16 protein-coding genes and 1 pseudogene are annotated in these 24212 nt (G+C 65.0%); 9 read left to right on the top strand and 8 right to left on the bottom strand.

Annotation, left to right across the window (positions count from 1 at the left end):
- Positions 1 to 807 precede the first annotated feature (807 nt).
- A complete protein-coding gene (locus tag E7V67_013235; protein ID WUR16022.1) occupies positions 808 to 1632 on the top strand; it encodes a DUF2971 domain-containing protein in 825 nt (274 codons plus the stop codon).
- A gap of 523 nt (positions 1633 to 2155) precedes the next feature.
- On the opposite strand, the gene E7V67_013230 is transcribed toward E7V67_013235, so the two are convergent.
- From E7V67_013230 to E7V67_013215, 4 genes and pseudogenes are all read right to left on the bottom strand, one after another.
- Entirely contained in the window at positions 2156 to 3919 is a 1764-nt protein-coding gene (locus tag E7V67_013230; GenBank protein ID WUR16021.1) for an ATP-dependent helicase, read from the bottom strand.
- Positions 3916 to 5757 carry an AAA family ATPase gene (locus E7V67_013225; protein WUR16020.1) on the bottom strand — a complete coding sequence of 614 codons (1842 nt, stop codon included), beginning with the start codon at positions 5755 to 5757 and terminating at the stop codon, positions 3916 to 3918. The genes E7V67_013230 and E7V67_013225 overlap by 4 nt, the downstream gene beginning before the upstream one ends.
- A 115-nt stretch (positions 5758 to 5872) precedes the next feature.
- A pseudogene (locus E7V67_013220) lies at positions 5873 to 6242 on the bottom strand (transposase).
- Between the two features lie 693 nt (positions 6243 to 6935).
- Positions 6936 to 7436, bottom strand: a complete 501-nt coding sequence (locus tag E7V67_013215; GenBank protein WUR16019.1) for a DUF2784 domain-containing protein — start codon at positions 7434 to 7436, stop codon at positions 6936 to 6938.
- 121 nt (positions 7437 to 7557) lie between these two features.
- Here E7V67_013215 and E7V67_013210 point away from each other — a divergent pair, with 121 nt between their 5' ends.
- The 3 genes from E7V67_013210 (at position 7558) to E7V67_013200 (ending at position 14970) form a co-directional block, all read left to right on the top strand.
- A complete protein-coding gene (locus E7V67_013210; protein ID WUR16018.1) occupies positions 7558 to 9930 on the top strand; it encodes a S8 family serine peptidase in 2373 nt (790 codons plus the stop codon).
- A 269-nt stretch (positions 9931 to 10199) separates the two neighbouring features.
- Positions 10200 to 13379, top strand: a complete 3180-nt coding sequence (locus E7V67_013205) for a BTAD domain-containing putative transcriptional regulator (GenBank protein WUR16017.1) — start codon at positions 10200 to 10202, stop codon at positions 13377 to 13379.
- 406 nt (positions 13380 to 13785) lie between these two features.
- Complete coding sequence (locus E7V67_013200) at positions 13786 to 14970, top strand: tyrosine-type recombinase/integrase (GenBank protein WUR16016.1); 1185 nt, start codon at positions 13786 to 13788, stop codon at positions 14968 to 14970.
- 32 nt (positions 14971 to 15002) lie between these two features.
- On the opposite strand, the gene E7V67_013195 is transcribed toward E7V67_013200, so the two are convergent.
- Positions 15003 to 16079 carry a DNA-binding protein gene (locus E7V67_013195; GenBank protein WUR16015.1) on the bottom strand — a complete coding sequence of 359 codons (1077 nt, stop codon included), beginning with the start codon at positions 16077 to 16079 and terminating at the stop codon, positions 15003 to 15005.
- 231 nt (positions 16080 to 16310) lie between these two features.
- Between E7V67_013195 and E7V67_013190 the strand changes: the two genes are divergently transcribed.
- Together E7V67_013190 and E7V67_013185 are read left to right on the top strand one after the other, a co-directional pair.
- Complete coding sequence (locus E7V67_013190; GenBank protein ID WUR16014.1) at positions 16311 to 16691, top strand: hypothetical protein; 381 nt, start codon at positions 16311 to 16313, stop codon at positions 16689 to 16691.
- A complete protein-coding gene (locus E7V67_013185) occupies positions 16688 to 17209 on the top strand; it encodes a hypothetical protein (GenBank protein WUR16013.1) in 522 nt (173 codons plus the stop codon). The genes E7V67_013190 and E7V67_013185 overlap by 4 nt, the downstream gene beginning before the upstream one ends.
- Before the next feature lie 16 nt (positions 17210 to 17225).
- Here the strand turns inward: E7V67_013185 and E7V67_013180 are convergent, their stop codons facing one another.
- Positions 17226 to 18446, bottom strand: coding sequence for a PepSY-associated TM helix domain-containing protein (locus tag E7V67_013180; GenBank protein ID WUR16012.1), 1221 nt, complete (start codon positions 18444 to 18446; stop codon positions 17226 to 17228).
- Positions 18447 to 18557: 111 nt separating this feature from the next.
- Between E7V67_013180 and E7V67_013175 the strand changes: the two genes are divergently transcribed.
- The 3 genes from E7V67_013175 to E7V67_013165 all read left to right on the top strand — a co-directional run bounded on the left by E7V67_013175 (position 18558) and on the right by E7V67_013165 (position 22750).
- Positions 18558 to 20696, top strand: coding sequence for a TonB-dependent receptor (locus E7V67_013175; protein ID WUR16011.1), 2139 nt, complete (start codon positions 18558 to 18560; stop codon positions 20694 to 20696).
- A 156-nt stretch (positions 20697 to 20852) separates the two neighbouring features.
- Positions 20853 to 21683 (top strand): pentapeptide repeat-containing protein, encoded by an 831-nt coding sequence (locus E7V67_013170; GenBank protein ID WUR16010.1) that lies wholly within the window; start codon positions 20853 to 20855, stop codon positions 21681 to 21683.
- Positions 21683 to 22750: a hypothetical protein gene (locus E7V67_013165; protein ID WUR16009.1), complete on the top strand. Its 1068-nt coding sequence runs from the start codon at positions 21683 to 21685 to the stop codon at positions 22748 to 22750. The genes E7V67_013170 and E7V67_013165 overlap by 1 nt, the downstream gene beginning before the upstream one ends.
- Positions 22751 to 22775: 25 nt before the next feature.
- On the opposite strand, the gene E7V67_013160 is transcribed toward E7V67_013165, so the two are convergent.
- Together E7V67_013160 and E7V67_013155 are read right to left on the bottom strand one after the other, a co-directional pair.
- Positions 22776 to 23501: an SDR family oxidoreductase gene (locus E7V67_013160; GenBank protein WUR16008.1), complete on the bottom strand. Its 726-nt coding sequence runs from the start codon at positions 23499 to 23501 to the stop codon at positions 22776 to 22778.
- A 60-nt stretch (positions 23502 to 23561) separates the two neighbouring features.
- On the bottom strand, positions 23562 to 24098 hold the full coding sequence (locus E7V67_013155) for a chemotaxis protein CheD (protein ID WUR16007.1): 537 nt from the start codon (positions 24096 to 24098) through the stop codon (positions 23562 to 23564).
- Positions 24099 to 24212: the final 114 nt, after the last annotated feature.

Raw genomic sequence — 24212 nt, 5'->3', positions numbered from 1 at the left:
CAACGCTGAGCTGCTCCCCTTCGTACAGTAACCTGTGCTGCTGCGGTAGGTAGCTGCACAATGCAATGTCAGGATCCGACTCCGCCAAAACAAAGTGGTCCCACTCGAGATCGCTACGGAGGATCCAGTCGCTATCGCTACGGGGACTGTAGACGTACCATAGGCTATTCACCGCAGTCCCGCGCTGCCCGTAAGCGGCGCTCAAGTTCCCGCGGAGCCGTGTTCCGAGTCTTTTCCCGCCCGCTTTTGTAGAGCTCGACGCCACTTCTTAGCCTCGTTTATGCCGCGACGCAAATGCGCGCTATATCATCCAGTAGGATAGGCTTTACTTCATGCATTGCAAGCGGTTTTTAGCCCCTAGTCCGTAGCGCATGGCACTCAGTTCGTGGTCATCTCGGCGTGGCGAAAAAAATGGCTGCGCGTCACAATGAGGGCAGAGTGCGCGCCTGTGGGCAGTTCTATACTTGCCCGGACCATGTACCGCAGCACGGCGAAATGCGCATTGACCACTTTCAGACATTTTGCTAATGTATCCGCGAAGATAGGGATGCAGAACAGTGGCAAGTATCCGGTCGGATTAGATTGCCTGCTACTACTCATAGCCGGCCTGCCACGACAAACCAAACGTGCCGACGGAAATGCCTCTCACATGTCGAGAAAGCCAGAAGGTCGCTAGCGAGCGTGAGGGATAGTGACAGATAGCGTCTTTAGGCATGTCACGCAAACTGGAGCGGCTTCAATGAGGCAGCTTCGCCATCAGGACTGCCTACCCGGCGGATTGCCTTACAGAAGAACCCGTTTACGACTATGAATAGCCCGGCTTCCCTACCACCATCGCGGATTTACAAGTATTTTTCTTTTACATCGCAGAATTTAGAAAATTTAAAAAACCAGGCGATCTACTTTAGTTCGCCTAAAAACTTCAACGACCCATACGACTGCAGCGTCTCGCCAACTATCGACGTTCCGTCAGACGAGGACGTGGAAGGGGTTCGAAAGCAGTATTTAATGGAGATTCCTCCTGGCTCCCCTGCACATAAACAGATGCTTTGCGCAACTACAGAGCACCTGCGCCAAATTTTCGTGAAGTCAGCGGCAGACACCGTAGCCGCCAAGATAAAAGACTTTAGCGAGCGTCGTGGTGTTTCCTGCTTCTCAGAAAGCTGTAACGATCTTTTGATGTGGGCGCACTACGGCGGCAACTATAAGGGATTTTGCTTAGAATTTGAGAGCGCATATTTTGCAAAGCTCCATAAAGTTAACTATTCTTCAACTATGCCGACGTTCGATCCGATACCAATCCTACGAGGCGAGATGGAAGCTAACGATTTCATGTCCGTTTTTTCGAGTAAATCTCCGTCCTGGGCATATGAGAAGGAGTGGCGGGCTCTTCACGCTAATGTTGGCACGCTTTATTCATACCCACCCCAGGTGCTTACAGGTGTATATTTTGGACCTGAAATCACTAAAGCAGCCTTGGAGATCATTTGCCTAATTCTCCAAGGTCAGAATGAGACCGTGAAATTCTGGAGGGGTGTCAAAAGCACCAGCGAATTTAAGGTAGAGTTCGACCAAATCGACTATCAGTCCCACCTTAATGCCAAACGTGCCGCTGCGGAAATGCCGCGATGAGGTCTGTGCCTTCGCAACCCGGCTCTAACTGGAGCCACTTTCAAGAAAATGGCCGTAGGCAACCGTGCAGCGCGGAGCCTTTTTGCACGTCGCGCCACTGGCAACGGTTCCTTGACGACATTTCCATTGGGCAAGTGCATGTGCCTTCCATGCATGAGGCGCCGACATACCACCGTGTCCGGCGCATCGCGACCCGTTCATCGCGTGGGTTGAGCGAGCGTAGTTAACGCTCGCACCTGCCGTTGAATTAGCTGAAGTGAATGTGCCAATTCCTAGAGACTTGATAACAAATCTGCCAACGCGCGAAAACACCTAAAGATATCTGAAACGAATCTCAAAGCCTCGCGTTTGGGTACCGACCGGATGGCTTCGTTTCAATACGCTGTTGACCTACCAAGCCACCAAGGATCTGTTGTCTATGGGCCAAAGGTATAGATCGACGAAGTCGACACACCCAAGGCCTGGGGGCGCCCTCTTAATTTCTCGTTCCATACGGCCTTGATGCTTCCCCAGGGCTTGCGCACTAGACAGATTCCCGAATCGCACTCAAAAACGGCGATTCCTTGCAGTCGTAGATCAAGTGGACCTGGCTCTTAGCGCGAGTAACGCCCACATAGAAAAGTCGAGCGGCTTCCAGCAGCTGCGACTCTGATTTATCATAGCCACTCGGAAACTCGCCCTCTTCTAAGCCCAGCATAATTACCGCCTGGAATTCTAAACCTTTTGAGCTGTGTATCGTCATCAGATTAAGCTGATCTGGGCTCTTTCCCTGGTTGCCGAAGATCTCAACAGTAAAAGCAGCCAAAGGAGCGCCGGGAGCGGTCCCTGAAATCAGATTAGCGAAGTTGTCCACTTCATCTGCCAGACCGGGTTCGCATGCGAGCGTCTCTTTCAAAATTCCTTCTTGAAGGGCCAGCAACCATTGCCTCAGTGGTTGCGCCCCATCACGCTGAGCGAATAGAACACGGATCAACTTCCTACGGGTGGCCAACTGTTCGGCATTGCTCGCAGGCGCACGGAACAATCTACGCCAGAGCTTGAGAAGATGAGCCAGAGTCACTTTCCCCGTCTGCCATCCACCCGCACACCATTGCGCGGCCTCGGTCAACCATCCCGTCAGGCGTGTTCGCTTGATGGGGGAACCATTATCCAGACGAAAATAACGCTGGCCAATTGCATCGGCTGATTTAGCGATTGATGTGCCTTCGTTAAGGCTGCGGTATAGCAATGCGATATCACCGGGAACCCACGAAGGGTTTGCTTCTAGCATGGCTGGAATCAGCGATGAGAGCGAATAGTCAGCTTGTTGCCGTACTCCGGATTCTAGGCGATGAATGCGGATCTCACCTTTTCGCCCATCGTGTGATCGGAAATCTCCAGGCTCAGGTAGCAGCGCCTTCGATGCCGCGATGATGTTATCGGCGCACCGATAGTTCAGCTTGAGTGTCGTGACTTCGACGCCAGGCATTTGTGACAGCGCGCGAAGGAGCCCAGGCTGTGCGCCGGTGAAGCCATAAATAGATTGATCTGGATCGCCCACGGCAAAGATCCGAATCCCAGCTGCTCGCAATGCCAACACGATGCGATGCAAAGGCAAGCCAAGATCTTGGTACTCATCGATCACTACTACCGGATATTTGGCTAGTACAGCATTCCTTACCCACTTGTTATTTTCCACGAGCTGAAGGCCCACGAGCACCAATCCGTCAAAATCGATGACGCCATTCTCCAGAAGCAGCGCTTCATATGCTTCCACAACTTGCGTCTCGCGAAATACCCATTGACGCCACTCCTGGCTATCCCGATCGACGATGGTACGACGCAACTTATCACATGACATGCGGAACGAGCTAGAGGGATTGCCACCAATACTTTGCTGGTATGCCTGCTTGAAGAGCTCGCGCGATTGTGCCGGCGTCGCCACCTTCAAAGGATCTGGAATTGCTATTCCCGCCATCGCTGCATAAGGCGATACCAGCTCCGTTAAACAGAAAGAATGAACGGTAGAAAGCGCAACGCGGCCATCATCCTCCACACCTAGCTTAGCCAACCGCGATTGTAACTCGCCAGCACACGCATTGCTGTAGGTGATGCAGGCGATGCGACGTGGGCGGCGTACATCCTCAGCGAGTAGCCGGGCGATCTTGAGCGTGATCGTTTTCGTTTTGCCACTTCCTGGTCCCGCCAGGATAACGCAGTCCCCACCCGACTCGTACGCACGCCACTGGTCTTCGTTCTCCCGCAGGTCCTCCGCAATTTCAAGGTATAGAGCGGCGTGAGTGCTCATCCTAATTTCTCTCTTAAATAGTCTAGCGCATCCTTAATATATTGAGGACACACGTTCGCGTCACCTTTGCTGATCACTGCTGCAAGCCGTTGCGCAAATCGTCCCTTGCCGATCGATTCGATGTCTTTCAGGAACTGGGTAGCATCGAGCGAGGATGTATCAGCGTTCAATGCCGCGAATCGCGCGTGCATTTTTTTGTTGGTAGACAAATCCTTGACGGCGTCGAGGAAGAAGCTCGACGCACCTTCATTAAAAAGGTCGACCTCGAAGGTAAAGTCATTCAAGAAAACGCCATATTTTGGTGCAAGCTCCAAGTCTTCCTTAAAACTGCTTTCCTTCACGAACTTCGCGTCCAGAAGATGCGCCATAATCTGATTGACTACTCGGTATTCCCCATAGTTGTCGCCCCCGTCGACATCGTCTGGGTCCGCATCCTCCTGACTGACAGCGGCACTCTTTGGATCGAAGTCAGTCAACACCACGAAGGGAATATCCAGCCCTTCGGGGCCGAGAAGCTTGACATAAGGTGCAAAGTTGGTGCCCGCAATTGAACAGACGGTGACTCCCATCGCATCAAAATCAATTGTGCCATCGTAGACTTTCGCCAGCGTTGGCAGCAAAAACTTTTCCGCGTCCCCCTCAACGAGTATCACACCTTTAGAGAAGAACAATTCTCCCCGTGTCACGTCAATGTATCGCTCCAGATCTTCGCGATCGTTTTCGGCTAATGCTATGCCTTTTAAGGAACGCCCGATAGTGTGCCCCTCCTCGCCCAAATGCCGGAGGACGACCACGTCTGAAAGAGGTGCAACGCTGGCCACGTTGGGCGAGTGCGTGGTTAGCAGTATGCTTCTCGGTTCTTGTTTCTCATCGGCGCCATCGCGAACTTGCAGGTAGTTTCGATAAATTAGGCGCTGCAGATGCGGATGCAAATGCGCTTCGGGCTCTTCGATGGCGAGGAACGTGTGTTGGCGCTCCCCGTCGTCGACTAGGTATTGATGCTCCAGGTGTTTTAAAGCCAGATACAGTACATTGGCCGACCCCAAACTGGCTTCGGCGACGCCCCGCTTTCCCCCGTCAATCATCATTTGCAAAGCTCGCAACAGGCGTTCAGGCTCGGTAGGAGCAAAACCCAAGGCCGTTTCCACTGCATGTTTGTGTCCCACCATCGTTGTCAGTTGGCGATTAACTTTATCTACAATGTCCGAAATTTCTGGTAGCCCGACCACTCCTAACGTTGTGTGATGAACCTGAGCGGCAATCTCAGCAAGCGCCACAGGGTCAACTGTTTTTGCAGCACGATCGAGCAGTGGGCGCAATGGCGAGCGGGCCCAACGTGCCAGATCCGATTCAGCATCACGCAACGCCGGGAACAAGTCCATCGGCATCCAGCGTCGGAGCTCGTAATTTACGGAATTTTCCGTACGACCGCCGCCGAAGATAATGAACTCGTAGTCAGCTTCGCTACGTGGTTCCCGACCGAGTCCTGGTATGGGTTGAAAGCGGTACGTAATCCGAGCCACCATCGGATCAGGCTTGATCAGATGATCGGCCAGTACAGCAAGCAGGTTCTCATTATCAACAAAATCTGTAACCTCGATGGTGACGGCGATAACGTCTTCGGACTTTAGCGGGCGCGGCAAACCGTCCCAAAAATCTTCAAGGCGCAGACGACGTTGCGAATCAGGTAACGTTGCGTCTAGGATCAAACGCAAGGCGAACAGCAAATTTGTTTTTCCAACTTTGTTCTCGCCCAGGACCACAGCGTGTTCCCCAAGTTGCACGTCGAGAAGCTTGAAATTCCTGAAGTTCTTTATGGCGATCCGGCTTAGCCTCATTTATGGAGTCCTGTTGTTGGTGTTGCTAGTCAAAATTGTTAGCTTTTGTTGATCCTATCTACCTGATTGAGAGCATAATGCATTGGGGTATGCCTTGGATAAAATTTGTGGGCGCGACGATCGGATACATCGCTTCGAGAGTCCGTTGTTGCCACTGGGTGCCCTCCTCCAGTACCTCGTCGGTGATGGTAGAGATCGGGTCGGGCGACATCTCGGTGCCGTACAGCTCAAGCAGATGCACCTGGATCTCATGCACGCTCATGCCGCGCGCGTTCATGGTGATGAGGTAGTTGTCAAAGCCTGACATGCGTCGCAGATGCCTGGAAACCTGCTTTGGCTTGAAACTCGACAGGCTAGCCCGCGAGATGTCTAGATTGAGCTCGCCGTCGGGAGTAAATACCTTCTCTGGGCTGCTGCCGTTCCGGTGTTTTTCAGCTTTTTCCCTCGCTTCCCAGATGATGGCTCAACTCAGCAGACAGGAAGCGCGCTTGCGCAGCTGGACTACAGTTCGATGTCAGCTCAACAACCGGGCTCGTCGTCGATTTTGTTACGCGGAACCAAAAGGACGAAAATCGTTGCCACATTATTGCGCTTCTTTCCCGAGGTTTGTGTTTACTGACCAGCGAATACTAGCACCGCAGGACAGACCTCGACATTACTCCAAACCGAACAAGTCGTAAAACTGCGCTGGCTTCGTGCCGCATCCGCATGTTGACTTCTGCCGGCGTTCAACGCCGCGGGCTCCCTTCAGCGTCGAAGAACCTCCACACGTCGTCCTTAGATGCATTGGCGTCGCACAATGCAGCGTCGCTCTTGACGATGGGTCCATCCGTCCCGATCATCGAAACCCTCCGATTTCGCATCGAGTTGCTTAGTGAAACCCATTTTTCTTATGGTGTCAGTGATGTCCTAGGGCACCTAAGCCGATGCGACCGGGTCAGCACCGGCGGAACTGCAGGCGGGCACTTTCTTGAAGAGTACCAAAATGTTGTCGCTAGCATGAAAAGTTGCATATTCATGTCGCTGCGCCGCGACATCATTATGGGGATCCGCACCGGCCGCCCTTAGGTAGAGTACTTCCAATGCGTACCCCATGATGATGTCGGCGTACTACAACCATAAAGGATCAACTACACAGGATCAATCACACCCGGCAACGGGTCCGCGCCGGCGCGGCCCTACGTGTTCGGCCCAGCCGTTGACCTGAACCGCCGCGCCACCAGCGCGCCATAGATCAGCACGTTGATCAAGACCACCCCAGCCGCCAGGCCATACTGCACCTCCCGCGTCAACGCTGCCGGATAGATCAGCGATGCCAGCAAACGCCCGATGAAGTCGCCTTGATTGCCTGCCTGCCCGGCGCGCAGGCGCAATTCGTCTTCCAGTGACGTCAGCGGGCATTGCGCGCCGGTCATTTCGACCAGGAAGCCCCAGGCTGCCGCCGGCAGATGAATCGCCGCGCACCAACGCCATCGTGCCGCCAGCAAGCCGCCGAACAGCACGAACACGATGAAGACACAGTGCAGTACCAGCACGGCCGTGGCGGCCATTTCATGAAACATGATGCCCTCCCGCGATGCCGGTATCGACTCTAGCACCGTGCGCCCCCGCGCGCCGCGCATGGCGCCGGCCGCGCGCGCCGGCTTGCAATCCGGCCGGCATTGCGATCCGTAAGTCATTCGTAAGTGCCGCGTCCTTAGGCTGTCCCGCAGCACCAGCCGACTCGTCACGAACGCGGAGGCTGTGCCCCACGTGGATGGCGGCAGGCGCCATCGTCAATTCAAGCAATCGGAGGAAAGCATGGAAAAGCAGATGCAGTCACACGCAACGGACAACCAACCCAGCCAGGCGATGCAAGACGAACCGCGCGTCGTCGTGCGCTTTCGCAAGGGTATCGGCCTCGACGGGGCCACGCCGATCGGCGCGCAGATCGAACGCTCGGGTATCGGCCCGTGGCGGCAGTTGAACGGCCAGTTCCCGGACATCGAATTGCGCCCCGTATTCACCCATCTCGACCCGGGCAAGCTGAGGGAGCTGACGCAGCGCGCGATGGAAATGGATCCGACCTACGAGGGCGCGGATTTCGGCGCCTTCTATTACGCCGATACGCCGCCGAATACCGACCTGGTCGCGCTGGCCAAGAGCCTGCTGGCCTGGAACAGCGTGGAATCGGCCTACATCGACCAGGGCGCCCCCGACCCGCACGTCATGCCGTCCGACGATCCGCGCTTTGTCGACCAGGGCTATCTCGATCCCGCTCCGGACGGCATCGACGCCGAGTATGCCTGGGGGTTTGCCGGCAGCGACGGCGCCGGGGTCCGACTCATCGACCTGGAGCGGGGCTGGACCTTGAATCACGAAGACCTCGCGACGCACGGCGCGCTGCTGCTGCACGGGGCAAACCGGGCCTATTCCCGACACCATGGCACCGCGGTGCTCGGGGCTATCTGCGCGGTCGACAATACCATCGGGTGCGTCGGTATCGCTCCCCGCCCGGCATCGGTCAACGTGGTATCGCTGTATGACAGCTCGCGCGTGGATGCGATCCTGGCGGCCATTACCAACCTGGGCTTCGGCGACATCCTGCTGCTGGAAGCGCAGGTGCTGCTGAACGACCTTAGGATGATGGGCCCGATGGAGGCGTACGATGCGGAGTTCGAAGCGATCCGGCTGGCCACCGCGCTGGGCATCGTCGTCGTCGAGGTGGGCGGCAACGGGACCTTTCCCGGCCGCGCACCGGAGCTGGACATGGACGTCTACAGGACGCTGGGAGGCCGGGCCATCCTGCACCGCGATCCGGCCAATCCGGACTTTCGCGATTCGGGCGCGATCATCGTCAGCGCCGCGACCTCGGCGGCGCCGCACTACCGCCTGCCCCATGCGCCGCATGGCAAGCGCATCGACTGCTATGCCTGGGGCGAGAACATTACCACCCTCTACTCCGACGAGCTCGGCGCGACAAATCGATATACGTCCAGGTTCGGCGGCACGTCGGGCGCGGCGGCGATCGTCGCGGGCGCGGCGCTGGCTGTACAGGGACGTGCCAACAAGCTGGATCGCGGCATGCGCTTCAGCCCGGGCCAGATACGGGCCATCCTGAGCGACCCGGCGCTTGGCACGCCAGCCGCGGCGGACGAGCCGACCCGCATCGGCGTGATGCCCAACCTGCGCGCCATCTTCGATACGGTCCTTAACAGCGCGCCGGATGTCTATGCCCGCGACTTTGTCGGCGACGTGGGCGATCCGCATGGGATGGCAAACCCGAGCAAGAGCCCGGACATCATCCCGCGCAGGACGCCAGTCGCCTCTGCCCAGGCGGCATTCGGCGAGGGGAGCGGAACGGAGAACGACGATATGCTCGCGGAGAATGTCGAACTTGGCCATGACAACTACGTCTACGTACGCGCCAGGAACCGCGGCGCCACGGACGCGCTTGGGGTGCAAGCGACTGTGTACTGGTCACCCGTCAGCACCCTCGTCAGGCCAGACCTGTGGACGCTGGTGGGAACGGCCACCTTGCCCGACCTGCCCGTTGGCGGTGGACTGATCGTGTCGCCGGCCATTGTGTGGGACGCCGCCCGGATTCCCGCACCCGACCATTACTGCTTCGTCGCGCTGGTCGGCAACGCGGCGGATCCCGCGCCGGAGCCCGCCGACTTCGTGCACTGGGACAATTTCGTGCGATTCGTCCAGCGCAACAACAACGTGGCATGGCGTAACTTCTGGGTGGTGGATCCGCATGCGAGCAGCCCAGATACGACAGCCCCGGCCGGCTTCGTGCCACTGCCGTTCCTGATGCCCGGCGCGCCCGATATCGCCCGCGACATGGACCTGGAAGTGGTGCTGCAACTGCCGCAAGGCGGCGCCGCGCTGCTCGAAGTGCCCCTGGCGTTCTATGACCGCCTGAAACGGCGCAACCAGGTCGGCAACGCGGAGATCGACAAGCAGCGCCAGGTGGCGCGCATACCGCTCAATCCGCATGGACGAACGTACTACGGCGGCATCACACTGCGGGCGAAGTCGCGTGCCGCGCTGCGCCTGCTGGTGCACGTTCCCGAAGCGCAGCGCGATGGCCGCTACAGCGTGGCCGCACGGCAGATCTGGCACCAGCAGGAAGTGGGTCGGGTCACCTGGCTGCTGCAGCCGGAAGACGCGCCCGATCCCGCGCGCTAGCTGACGGCCGCCGGCCAGCCGAAGGGCGGCGGCGTCGCCGCCCTTCGACGATGGCCGCTTTCAGATCGCTTACATATTCGAACCTGTCGGGCCACAAGGCCCGTGCACGGTGAGAGAATTCGGGTTGATAACGATGCCGGCAGGACGGGAAAGCGGTCCCGTCCGAAAGCCGGTCCGCCCGGGAGGGCCGATTCCCGGGCGGTCTTCCATCCCGCGACATGGTGGGCATGGAAGGACAAGAGCCGGCCCAAGGGACGATGGGGGATGTTATGGGACTCGCCGCCAGCATGGCCAAGGTGACCCGTCCGCGGCTGTATCGGACGCTGCCACGCGAACGCCTGTTCCGCCGCCTGGACGCGCTGTGCACGCGCAAGGCGATCTGGATCACCGGACCGCCCGGCGCCGGCAAGACCACGCTGGCCTCGAGCTACCTCGAATACCGCCACGTGCCATCGCTCTGGTACCACATGGACAACGGCGACGCGGACCCCGCCAGTTTCTTCTTCTATCTGTCGATGGCCTGCCATGCGGCGCCCGGCGGCGAGCCGCTGCCGCTGCTGAACCCGGAATACCTGCCGGACCTGGCCGGGTTTACGCGCCGCTTCTTCCGCCAGCTGTACGCCCGGCTGCACGAGGGCAGCGTGCTGGTGTTCGACAACTATCATACGGTGCCGCCCGCTTCCGTGCTGCACACGATCGTGCAGGAGGCCTTGCAGGAAGTTCCCGACGGCGTCTGTGTCATCTTCACGAGCCGCACCGGGCCGCCGGCCGCGTTGAGCCGTCTGCGCGCGACACAGGCGCTGGCCTGCCTGGACGCGGACGACCTGCGCATCGGCCTGGGCGAAGCATGCCGGATCGCCCGGCTGGAGGAGCGCTCGGCCGGCCTGGACGACGATGCGATCCGCGCGCTGTGGACGACCTCCGGCGGTTGGGCAGTCGGCTTCGTGCTGATGCTGGAACACGGCGGGGCCCTCGGCGGCCGCTGCTGGAGCGCCGGTCCGGCGCCGCGCGAAGTCCTGTTCGATTACTTCGCCGTCGAGATCCTCGACGCCGCCACGCCGGAAGTGCGGCACCTGCTGCTGCGCACGGCGTTCCTGCCGATGTTTACGGTGCCGATGGCGGAGGCCATCAGCGGCGACCTGGAGGCCGGCGAGCGCCTCAACGAGCTGTTTCGCGTGCGCTGCTTCATCGAGCGGCGCGATGAGCCGGAAGCGAGCTACGAGTACCACGCGCTGTTCCGCGAGTTCTTGAATGCCCGTGCGCGCGCGCACCTGCAACCGGCCGAATACCTGCTGCTGCAGCGCCGTTCGGCCCGCTTGCTGGAGGCCGCCGACCAGACCGAGCAGGCGTTCTTCCTGTACGTCGCCGCGCAGGATTGGGAGAGCGCCGCCAGGATGGTCCGCGCACAGGCGCCGGAACTGATACGCCAGGGCCGCTGGCAGACCGCCAAGCGCTGGATCGCGATGCTGCCGCCGGAGCTGGCCGCGGCCGACCCCTGGCTGCCGTTCTGGGATGGCGCCTGCGACGTGGCGATCGCTCCCGCGCAGGCCCGCGCGGCCCTGGAGAACGCCCATGCGGGCCTGGCCGCGAGCGGCGACCTGCTGGGCCAGGTCATGGCGACCGCGCTGATCATGGAAACCTATTATTTTGAATGGACCACCTTCGCGCCGCTCGACCGCTGGATCGACATGCAGTGCCGGCTGCTCGAGGACGGCGTGCCGTTCCCGTCCGTCGCCATGGAACTGCGGGTCCGCTCGGCACTCGTGGCGGCGCTGCTCCATCGCCAGCCGCAGCACGGCCTGCTGGCGCCGGAATCGTGCCGCGCGCTGACGTTGCTGGAAGCGGACGTGCCCGTGGCGGTGCGCTTCACCGCCGGCATCATCCTGCTGAACTGTCATTGCTTCCGCGGCGATTTCGCGTGCGCCGAGCGGGTCATCGGCCTGCTGCAAGCTCACCTCGGCCATCCCGAGCTGACGCCGTTGAACCTGGTGTGGTGGCAGATCTCGGTGGCGTATTACCGGATGCTGCGGGCCGAGCGCGATGCGGCGACCGCGGCGCTGGACCGCGCCGAGGCGGTCGCGACCGAACACGGCCTGGACTTCCTGCAGCCGACGGTGCTGACGCAGCGCGCCTTCCTGGCGTTGTCGTTCGGCGACCTCGACGGCACCGGCGCCGTCCTGCCCCGGCTGAAGGCGTCGCTGCACCCGGGGCGGCGCATGGACCTCGCCATGTTCTATTCCGCCCAATCCTGGTATGCATGGCAGTGCGGTGACCTGGCGGCAGCCTTCCGCCATGGGCAGGCCGCCGTCGACGGCGCATTCGAGGCCGGCGCCGTCACCATCCAGACCTATTGCCTGCTCGGGCGCGCGCAACTGCTGCTCGAAGCCGGCGATCCGTCGCGGGCGCAGGCCAGCGCGCGCGGCATGCGCCTGCGCGCCGGCGACATGAGCCGCCTGCTGCAGTTCGACGCGCTGCTGATCGAAGCCGATGCCGCGTTCCAGGGGGGCGATGTAGCGGCCGGCCTGGAATTGCTGCGGGCCGGGCTGGCCGTCGGCCGGCAGCAGGACTACCTGAACAGCCTGCGCTGGCAGCCGCGCATGATGGCACGGCTGCTGTGCCACGCGCTGCGCGAAGGCATCGAGGTGGAGTACGCCAGGCAACTGATCCGGACGCGCCGGCTGCTGCCGGACACCCCGGAAATCGAGCAATGGCCGTGGCCGGTCAAGCTGTACCTGCTGGGCCGCTTTTCGGTGGTCATCGACGACAAGTCGCTGACGACGACGGGCAAGGCGCAAGCGCGGCCCCTCGAATTGCTGAAGGCACTGGTGGCCAACGGCGGCAGGGACGTCGCCTCGGCCACGCTCGCCGCGCAGCTGTGGCCGGACCTCGACGGCGATGCCGGCCAGAGCACGCTGTGCACCACCTTGCACCGGCTGCGCAAGCTGCTGGGGCTGGACGACGCCATCGTCGTCCAGCAAGGCAGGCTGGCGCTGAACGCGGCCAAGGTCTGGGTGGACGCCTGGGCGTTCGAACGGCTGGCGAACCGGCTCGAGCAGGAGCCGGAGGCCGACGAACAGGAGCTGGCGCGATGCTTGCGGCTCTATCTGGGCAACTTCCTGCAACAGGACACGGACGCGCCCTGGATGGCGCCGCTGCGCGAGCGCCTGCGCAGCAAGTACCTGCGCCAGGTGCTCCGATCCGGGCGCAGGTGGGAAAGCAAGGGCGACTGGGGCCGGGCCGTCGAGACCTACCAGCATGGCATCGAGATCGACAACCTGGCCGAGGAACTGTATCGCCGGCTGATCGAATGCGAGTACCGGCGCGGCCACGCGGCCGCGGCGCTGCAGGCCTACCGGCAATGCCGCCACATGCTGTCGGTCCTGCTGGGCATCCGGCCATCGGCGGAAACGGAGGCGGTGTACCGGACCATCGTCGGCGAAGGCGGCTAGCAGGTGCCAAAGCGCCCTCCTCTGCCACGGCTGCACAGCAGGGCGGCTCGCGCTTGGGCGCAGCCAGCACCGACGGCGACCCTGCGCTTTGCGGCGTCCACGATCAAGGTCGATAAAAGGCTGGCTCCTGGGGGTTTGGGGGACCGACAAGCATCCTCCTAATCGGTAATACAACGTAATACGTTGTTTATCTAACTTTACCTGGCGTCAATGTGACATTACTTGTATAATGTCGTATACGATGATCCACGGTGCGCCCGGACGTTTCACTGCCCTTCCCCGCTTTGCGTGCCTGACCAACGCCAGCCGGGCGGCCAGCCGAACCAGCCCGGCGCCCGCGGCCGCTTCATCGAATGTCCTTGACCCTGCAACCCGAGACGCGATCCAACGCCAACGCCCCGCCACCATGCCCGACCACAGTCAAGCCGTCGTCCCCGCCGCCATCGAAGCCTTGCACCTGCCCGCCCACCTGGACGGCCGGGCCGGCAGCAACCGAGCCGGCGCCGGGCGCGCCCAGATCGGCGCCGACAACGACATCGACGCCATCAAGGCCTGGCTGGCCCGCTTCGTCGACACCCGGACCACCTTCGACAGCTACCGCAAGGAAGCCGAACGCCTGCTGCTGTGGGCGACCGTCGAGCTGGGCAAGCCGCTCTCCTCCCTGGTGCACGAGGACTGGCTGCGCTACCGCCGCTTCCTGCAGGACCCGCAGCCGGCCGCGCGCTGGATCTCCCCGGCCGGCCGCAAGTTCGCGCGCGCGCACCCGCAATGGCGCCCGTTCGCCGGGCCGCTCTCGCCCAGCAGCCAGCGCCAGGCCGCCATCATCCTGAATGCCCTGTTCTCCTGGCTGGTGCAGGCCGGTTACCTGGCCGGCAACCCGCTGGCGCTGTCGCGCGAACGCAAGCAGCGTGCCGCGCCGCGCATCACGCGCTACCTGGACGACACGGTGTGGGCGGAAGTCAAGGCGACGATCGAGGCGCTGCCGCGCGCCACCCCGCGCGAGCAGGAGCACTACCTGCGCCTGCGCTGGCTGTTTACGCTGCTGTATCTATGCGGCCTGCGGGTGTCCGAAGTCATCGGTACGACGATGGGCGCGTTTTTCGCCCGCCGCGACAAGCTGGGCGTGCAACGCTGGTGGCTGGAGGTCGTCGGCAAGGGCGGCAAGCCGCGCATGGTGCCGGCCACGGCCGAATTGATGACGGAGCTGGCGCGCTACCGGCGCGCACTGGGCATGACGCCGTTTCCGCTGCCGCACGAGACGGCGCCGCTGTTGCTGCCCCTGGGTGGCAAGGCGCGGCAGATGACGCGCGGCGGCGTGCACGAAATCGTCAAGCGGGTGTTCGAGCAGACCGCCGCGCGCTTCCATGCCAAGGGTGACGATTACGCGACGGAAGCGGCGCGCGTGATGCTGGCCTCGGCCCACTGGCTGCGCCACACGGCCGGTTCGCACATGGTCAACGGCGACGTCGACCTGCGCCACGTGCGCGACACGCTGGGGCACGTCTCGATCGGCACGACCAACAGCTACCTGCACTCGCCGGACGACAGCCGGCACACGGAAACGGAAGCGCGGCACAAGATCGCCTGGTAAGCGCCGCCGCCACGAAGTGGTTGCCGCGGCGTTCAGTCGGTATCGGCGGCGCCGCGCCGGCGCGTGCTCTTGCGCGGCGCGGCTTCCATGCGCGCGGCCGCCAGCCTGGCCTCGAACAGTTCCGCCGCATGGCGCAACTCCGCTTCCAGGCGCAGCACGCGCGCCTGCGCATCGCTCGCGCGCTCTTGCGCCGCCGTCAGTTCGGTGCGCAGTCGCTCCTGCTGCTGGCGGGCGTCGTCGCGCGCGGCGTTCGCGGCACCGGCCACGCCTTCCAGCGCACCGACCTGCTGACGCAAGTCGGCCAGCAACGACAAGGTGTCGCGCAGCTCGCTCCGGTGCCGCTCCGCACTGGCCGCCGCGGCCCCACGTTCCGCTTCCAGCGCCTCGCGCAGACGCTCGCCCGCGGCCCGCTCGCGCGCCGTCGCGTCCTGCGCCTGGCGCCGCGCGGCCTCGGCCGCGGCAACGTCGCGGCGCGCCTGGTCGCGCAGCTTGTCCAGCTCGATCTCGTGGTCGCGCTGCACGCTGTTCAGCCAGGCGTGCTGGGCATTCAGCTCTTTGCGCGCCTCGTCCAGCCGGGCCGCCTGGTTCGCGTGCAGCGCGCCCAGTTCGGCCAGTTCGCGCCGCAGTCCGGCCGTCGCCTGGGCTTCCTGGGCCAGCCGTGCGCGGGTGGCGGCCAGCGTTTCGGCCAGGGTGTCGCGTTCCTGGCGTGCCGACTGTGCTTCGGCACCGGCCGCGGCGGCCTCCTGCCGGGCCTCCTCGCGCAGCGCCGCAAGCGATTCGGCGGCCGCCGCCTGAGCCGCCTTCCACAATGACGCGACGAGTTCCCCGGCGGTATTCTTCAGCTCGTCCGGCAGGTCGGGATGGCCGATGACGACACGGCTTTTCTCGCGCAACTGGCTCCAGAAGCGATTCAGCGCTTCCGCCGGCGCCGACATGCTGCCCTTGCGCACCAGCTGGTACAGCCGGTTGGCGGTCGGCGTCATGCCGTAGCGGAAGAACATCAAGGCGCAGACTTCGCGGTACAGCTCCTGGGTGTTTTCGCAGCGCGGCCGCAAGGCCTCGATATCGGCTTGCAGGCGCGCTTCGTCGGTGGCGATCGGGGCTTCCATCTGGACTCCTGTTGAGGTATCCGATGTTACAACGTAAAGCATTGTATTTCCAACTGATGGGCCGCTGGCGATACAAATTGCTGACATATTTACCGCATTTGCGCACAACCCGGACGTGCGGGGGACGCGTAGCATGACTGCTGTCCGCCCGCGCGCACGGCGTCCCGGGGCGGGCAGCGCCACCACGACGCCGGTCCGCGCTGCCGCATGCGCAGGCACAAGGGAGGCATCATGAAAGCATGTCCCGATCGCGCTGCACCGGTCCCGCCGCCCGACGGCCGGCACGGCCACAGCGCAGCCATGCGACCGCCGCGGCCGGCCTTTGCTCCCTGGCGGAGGTGCCACGCCAACCGCCCGGCAGGCCTGCTGCGCGCTGCGCGTACCGCCGCCGTTTGCCGCCTGTGGTGCCGGCTCTTTCCGGTCACGGCCAGCGCCGCCGTGCTGGCCGACATCCTGGCCAATATCGCACCCTGTGTCCTGCGGCGCGGTGGTCACGGCGCGCGGCGCGGCCGCATGCCGACGGCGGCAGCCGGCCGTCCGGACCGCGGCCTGGCGCCGGGCGCGCCCTGCGGCCGGGTACCCGTTGCCGCGCGCACCGGGAGCGGCCGATGAGCCCCGCGCTGCTGCTGCTACTGCTGCTGGCGCCGGTCGGGGTCAACCGGCTGCTGCGCCGTTCCGGCGCCGGCGCCGGCCTCGTGCGCACGCTGCCGCTGTTGGCGGCTGGCTGGCTGGCCTGCTGCCTGGCGATCGGCACGTGGTGCACGGTATCGGGCCTGCTGGCGCTGGCCGGGACGGCGGCACGCCCGGCCGCGCAGCTGGGCGCCGCCGCCTACCTGCTGTGGCGCCTGCTGGCGCGCGAACGGCAGGAACCGAATCCGCGGATGTGGTCGTTGTTTCCCGCCGCGCTGGTTGACCCGGTGGCGATCTGCTGCGCCGTGTTCGTGTTTCCGGTACTGGGTACGCCGGCACCGCAGGTGTTGGCGGCCTATGGCTGGTTTACCGCACTGATGGTGCCGGCCGGGCTGGGTTGGGCCGCCGTCGGCGCCGGGCTGCCGCCGCGGCGCATGGCGCTGCGCCGCCCGCAGCGGCGCGCGGCCCTGCTGGCCGCCGGCGCGGCGCGGGTGCGCTGAGGGTCAGCGGCCGAGGTCAGCGGCCGAGGCCACCGGCCGGGTGCAGTCGCGCCGGGCGCGCCGGCTGCACCGCGCGCGCCGGCTTCTTGCGCCGGCCCAGCCACAGCACCAGTCCCGTCACCATGAAGGCCAGCGGCGCGAAACCGGCCAGCGTGATCACCACGCGGCCGGCCAGGCCGAACGCCTCGCCCGTATGCAGCGGGAACTGCCAGTTCAGGAACGTGTCGCCGGCCGGCGCGTTGAGCGGATCGCGCACGCGCAGCAGCTGGCCGGTATAGGCGTCGACGGTGATGCGGGTGCTGCCGTCGCCCTGCCGGACCTCGCCCGGCTGGCGCATGCGGATCTCGTACGGCGTTTTCTTGTCGGCCGGCAGCGAGACGCGGCCGATGCGGCCGGCCGGGTTGAAGGCCTGCGCCGCCGCGATCGCCTGCGCCGGCCCGATCGGCACGCCACGCGGGCCGCGCACGGGGGAGTTGTGCAGCTTTTCCGTGGGCGTCAACGTGGCGACGCTGGCCACGGCCGGCCGCACCCAGTCCGGCAGGTTGAAATACATCCCCGAAAAACCCAGCATCAGCAGCACGGGCGCCATGATCATGCCGGCGCTGCGGTGGAAGCTGTACTGGAACTTCATCGTCTTCCAGTGGCCGTGGATGCGGAACGATTTCACCAGCGCGCCCAGCGTCGCCTTCGGCCACCACAGCGCAACGCCGATCGCGCCGATCAGGAACAGCGCCAGGCCGGCCAGGCCCATGACGACCTTGCCGATTTCGCCGGCAAACACGTAGCGGTGCAGGTGGAACAAGGTGGACGTCAGCAGCGGTCGCGTCAGGCCGAACTCGCCCCAGTTGCGTTCGCCCAGCACGACCAGGGTCACGGGGTCGACCATGACCTGGCGGATGCGCGGCAGGGCCAGCGCGTCCCCGTCCGGCTTGGCGATGCGGTAGGAGGCGATCACGACCCCATCCGGTGCGCGCGGCAGCTGCAGTCCGCTGGGCCGGCCGTAGCGCGGATCGGCCTCGAGACGGCCGGCGACCCGTTCCGCCGTGACGCCGGGCGGGGCCATCGGGCCGGTGCGGCCGGCCACTTGCAGCAAGGTCGGGTTGAGTGCCTCGTCCAGCTCGTCGATCCAGGTCAGGCCGACGCCCGTCAGCCCGGCCAGCACGAGCAGCACGCCGAAGGCGAGCGACAGATAGAGATGGATATTGCGCAGCAGTTTGCGCGGGAGGCCGGTGACCATGCGGACGGTGTTCCTGTCGAGGAAATAAGCAGGCATTCTACATGATTGCAAACGTAAATGATAATAGTTATCATTCGTGGCTACTTTTTTGCAATCCATAAGGAGAATCCGATGACCCAGCCCCTTCCCCTCGTCCGCGCCGTGGGCGCCGCCTGCCTGCTGATGGCGCACGGCGCCGTGCTGGCCCAGACCGCCACGCCCGACGACGCCGACGAGATGAAGGAAGTCATCGTCACCGCCACCCGCACCGCCAAGGCCGTGGACAAGATTCCCGGCGCCGTCTCCGTCATCTCCCAGCGCGAGCTGGAGACGCAGTACCTGGTGGCGGACGATCCGTCCGCCGCGCTGGCCACGTACATCCCCGGCTACGCGCCCAGCCGGCAGAAGATGTCGTCCGCCGGCGAGTCGATGCGTGGGCGTACCACGCTGATCCTGCTGGACGGCGTACCGCAGTCGAACCCGCTGCGCGCCGGCATGCGCGAGGGCTACTTCGCCGACACGGCCATCATCGAGCGCATCGAGGTCATCAACGGCGCGTCCGCCATCCAGGGCATGGGCGCGACAGGCGGCATCGTCAACTACATCACCAAGACGCCGAAGACGCCCGGCACCAGCGTCACCGTCAACGCCCGCGTGGCGTCGCAGTTCCGCCACGACAACGTCGACTGGAAGACCGGCCTGACCGTCACGCATAAATCGGGCGAGTTCGACCTGCTGGCCCATGGCAGCGTGCAGCGGCGCGGCATGGGTTACGACGGCCGTGGCCGCCTGCTGGGCATCGACGTCGTGCAAGGCGACACGATGGACGCCGCCGGCGGCGACTTCTTCGTCAAGCTGGGCCGCAATTTCGGCGACCAGCGCCTGCAGCTGACCGTCAACCGCTTCAAGTTCGAAGGCGACGGCGACTACCGCAACGTGCCGGCCGTGTTCGCGCAAGGCATCCCGACCAGTTCCACCGAGGGCACGCCGCCGGGCATGCCCGCGCGCAACGACGTCAAGACGGCAAGCCTGGACTACCGCCATGCCGACCTGTTCGGCGGCGCGCTGAGCGCCCAGCTGTTCAGCCAGGATTTCTCGTCGCTGTACGGTGCCACCAACACGGCCACCTTCCAGGACATCCGCTATGCGCCCATCGGCACCTTCTACGACCAGTCGGAAATCGTGGCGGACAAGCACGGCGCCAAGCTGACCTATGTGCGCCCCGACCTGCTGCTGCGTGGCCTGGAAGCGACCGCCGGCGTGGACTTCCTGCGCGACCGCAGCCGCCAGCAGCTGGCCGGCACCGGCCGCACCTGGGTGCCCACGCTGGACTTCAAGTCCACCGCCCCGTTCCTGCAGCTGGAGTACGAGTTCGGGCCCGTCACCGTGCGCGGTGGCCTGCGGCACGAATCGGCCGACCTGCGCGTGGCCACCTACACGACGCTGGCGTCGTACGGCAACCGTCTCGTCCAGGGCGGTGAGCGCTCGTTCTCGAAAAGCGTGAAAAACCTGGGCGCGGTGTGGCGCTTCGCGCCGCAGTGGTCGGCCTTTGCCTCCAGCGCCGAAGGCTTTGGCCTGCCGGACGTCGGCCTGGTGCTGCGCGGCGTGAACCGCCCGAACCAGTCCGTGGCCCAGTTGTTCAACCTGGAGCCCGTCGTCACGCGCAACAACGAGGTGGGCGTCAACTGGCGCGGCGCCCTGGGTCATGTGGGCGCGTCGATGTACGATTCCCGTTCCAAGCTGGGCACCGTACTGCGCATCAACGCGCAAGGCATCGGCGTGCTGGACCGGGTGCCGACCACCGTGCGCGGCTGGGAAGTGGCGGGCGAGCTGCGCGCCAGCAAGACCGTGTCCGCGTTCGGCAGCTATGCCAAGACGATGGGCAAGACCGCCGCCACGGCCGGCGCGCCGATGGACCTGGCCCTGGGCGCCCGCTCGCAGGCGCCGGACAAGCTGGTGCTGGGCGCCAACTGGCAGCCGCTGGCCGGCACCCAGCTGCGCCTGCAGGCCACCCGCCTGGAAGACCGCGACATCAATATCGGCCGCGTGGTGGGCACGGCCAATCTGGAGGAACATTTCCGGGGCTATACGCTGGCCGACCTGGCCGCCACGTTCGACACCCGCTACGGCAAGTTCGGCCTGGCGGTGGAGAACCTGACGGACCGCCAGTACGTCGGTTACTACCCGCAATCGGCCAACTACAAGGAGGCGACGTCCTACTTTGCCGGGCGCGGTCGCACGTTCTCGGCCAGCGTGACGCGCACGTTCTGACCCTTGCAAGCTGCCTGCCGCTACACCGGGCGCCGCCCGGCTGTCCTTGTGCGCGATCAAGGGATGTGGTGTTTTCATCCGTGCCCCCTTAACCGGCCTTAACAAGCGAGTCATAATCTGCCTGCAGGGCATCCGCCCGACTTCGCGAGGCCGGTCATGAACGCTTCCAGGCATTTCACTTCCCACCGCCACGGCGGCCCGCCGCGGCCGCCGACCTCCCCTGTCAGCGCCGTCACGCCATTCGCCCGCCAGGTGCAAGCCTGGGCGCAGGCGCCGGGCGGGCTGGCCGGCCACGACCTCGCCCACCGCGACCTGCGCGGCGTGGTGCTGGACGGCGCCGACCTGCGCAATGCCGACCTGACGGGCAGCGACCTGACCGATGCCAGCCTGCGCGGTGCCGACCTGTCCGGCGCCCGCTTGCGCGACGCCTTGCTGAGCGCTGCCGACTGCAGCGGCGCGCGCCTGGACGGCGCCTGCCTGGACGGCAGCCAGGCCGCCTGCTGCCGTCTCGCCGGCGCCAGCCTGGTACGGGCGCGCGCGGACGGGGCCAGCTGGCCGGGCGCCGACCTGAGCGACGCCGACCTGTCCGGCCTGGCCGCCAGCGGCCTCGACCTGACCCGCGCCGTGCTGGACCGCAGTCACGCCGCCGGCATGACGCTGCGCGACGCCAGTGCCGAGCACAGCCGCTGGCGCGGCGCCCGCTGGCGCAACGTCAGCGTGATCGGGGGCAGCCTGCGCGGCGCCGACCTGCGCCAGGCCCAGCTGACGGACTGCGCGCTGGACGGCACCGAGCTGGCGGGCAGCACGTGGGAGCATGCGCGCTGGCGCGCCGTCACGCTGGCCGGCGGCAGCACACTGCGCGATGCCCGTGCCGACACGCTGTGCGCGCCCGGCTGCGACGTGCCCGGGTTGTCGCCGCGGGCGCCACGCCCGCCCCGGGCGGCGGACGGGCCGCCCCGGCTGATCGTCGTGCGGGGGCGCGCCTGATGCCCTGGCGCCGGCTGGCCGCCGCCCTGTTCGCCCTGGCCTGGGCCCATGCCGTCGCCCAATCGACACCTGCCGCGCCCGCCACCGGTGCCAGCGCGGTGCCCGCGGCCAACTGTCCCACGCCGGCGCAGTACGCCGCCGTCGTGGTTACCGGCGTGCACGCCTTCGTGCCGTACCGCGGCGGGGCGCCGCTGGCGGAAGTGTCGCTGCGCGACGGCATCGTCGTCACCGTCAACGACCTGGCCGTGCTGCTGGCGCGCGAACAGTGCTCGCCGCGCCAGAAAAAGATCGTGCTGTTCCTGGATGGCCGGCCGCTGGTCGACATCCGCCCTTACCCGCCCAGCAACCCGGTCGCCAACACGCTCAATTTCGTGCTGAACCGCAGCGAGACCTCGCGCGACGTGTGGACGCACCTGCTGGGCAAGCCGCAATTCCGGCCGCGCCAGCTGGCCGTCAGTGTCGGCATCGAGGACGAATATCCGGTCGCGTCGCAACAGACGCTCGCGCTGCGCGTCATCCCGATGGGCTGGTTCGGCTTGTGGACCAGCCTGTTTTCGGTGCTGGCCGTGGCGTTCATCGTGCTGGCGCGGCGCAGCGACGTGCTGCGCGATCCCGGCCCGGCGCCAGGGCCCGGCCGGCGCAAGCCGTACAGCCTGGCGCGCACGCAGGGGGCGGTGTGGTTCGGCCTGGTGCTGGCGGCCTACCTGTTCATCGGCATGATCACCGGGGATTACGCGACGACGATCACGCCCACGGTGCTGGCCCTGATGGGCATCAGCGCGGGCACGGTGATCGGCTCGTCGCTGATCGACCAGCCGCCCGGCGGCACGGAGCGGCGCGAGGCGATGGCCAGCCGCGGCTGGCTGGCGGACATCCTCAGCGACCACTACGGCGTCAGCTTCCACCGCTTCCAGATGGCGTCCTGGACGCTGGTGTTGGGGATCGTGTTCATCCAGCAGGTCTATCGCGACCTGGCGATGCCGGATTTCGACGTGACTTTACTGGGATTGATGGGGATCAGTGCCGGGACGTACCTGGGCCTGAAGACGACCGCCGAAGGCCGATAGGCTCATTGCGCTCGGCGCGGCCTGGTCACCCCAGGTCGCGCAAGTCGCTGACCGGCACGTCGCCGAACCCGGCGCGCAGCAGATAATCGACCAGCCGCGCCCCGGTCTCGTCCGCCCCGGCCAGCCCGCCCTCCCGCTGCAGGGCAACGAAACGTGCCAGCGCCGGGAAATCGCGCTGTTCCACACCGCGAATGTGCGCCTGCATGGCCGTGTCGATGACGCCGGGCGCCACGCTGGCGATGCGCAGGCCGGCGATGCGGTCCTGGGCCACGGCCTGCGCATGCATGTCCAGCGCCGCCTTGGTGGCGCAGTAGGCGCTCCAGCCCGCATACGGGTTGCGCCCGGCGCCGCTGGAAACATGGGCGATGCGCCGGTCGGCGCAGGCCTCGGTGGCGGCGACAAAGGCGTCGGCCAGCTGCAGCGCGGCCGTGACGTTGATGGCGACCGCCTGGGCCAGCGCCGCCGCGCCCTGTCGTCCGGGCGGCCCCACCGGCGTGACGACACCCGCATTGTTGACCAGGATCGCCAGCTCGGCATCGCCCAGGAAGCGGGTCAGCGCGCCAGTATCGAGCCAGGCAGTCACGGCGCGCGCGTCGGCCAGGTCCAGCGCCACTTCCTGCACGCCCTGTGCCGCCAGCGCCCCATTGGCGCCGCGCGCGACGCCCAGCACGGCGGCGCCACGCCGCAGCAGCGCGGCGGCGATCCCCGCGCCCAGGCCGCGGCTGTGTCCCGTCACAATGGCTTTGATCATGCTTGCTCCCTTGTCCGAAAACGCCATCGTACCAGCCGGCGGCGCGCGGTGCCGGGAAGGTCAGCGCCGCCCTGGCGCGGCCTTGTTGCCCACGTCGTGGATATAAAAGGTCAGGTCGCGGCAGCGCAAGGTGATGCGGCAGCCCTGCCGGCCGCCCAGGCGCTGGTGCACCACGCGCAGGCCCAGTGCCTGCACGCCCCGTTCCAGTGCGGCGATGTTCTTGTCGCCCACCGTGACGGGCAACTGCGCCTTGCCGAACAGGCTGGCGCCGCCGGCCACCACGACCTCCAGCTCCTTGTAGTCGTCCGGCCGGGCGCCCAGCGCGCGCAGCATGGCGGGCAGTGCCGTGCTGACGTAGCGGGCGCCGGCATTCGCCTCGTGCGCCGGCGCCTCGCCCAACAGGCAGTGCGCCAGCGCCGCGCGGCGCTTGCGGCGCCACAGGATACCGATGCCGACACAGGAACCGAGCAGTGCCGTCAGCACCGTGTCGCCGCAGCCCACCTCGAATTCGCCGGCCCAGATATGGCGCGTGCCGGCCAGTGCCGCGTCGGGGGGCGACGCGGCGCTCGGCAATGGCAGCGATGGGGAAAATGGCATGAAGGACCCTGGACGGAAACGGTGGTAGTCAAATACGCGGTTTGCCGGACGTTGATTGGGTCAGCGTTGCCATGATGCATGCATTCACGGTCGAAGTAAAGAAATATTGCTATG

The organism is [Empedobacter] haloabium, assembly GCA_008011715.2.
Lineage (GTDB): Bacteria > Pseudomonadota > Gammaproteobacteria > Burkholderiales > Burkholderiaceae_D > Rugamonas > Rugamonas haloabia.
This window is presented reverse-complemented; position numbering and strand designations above follow the sequence as displayed.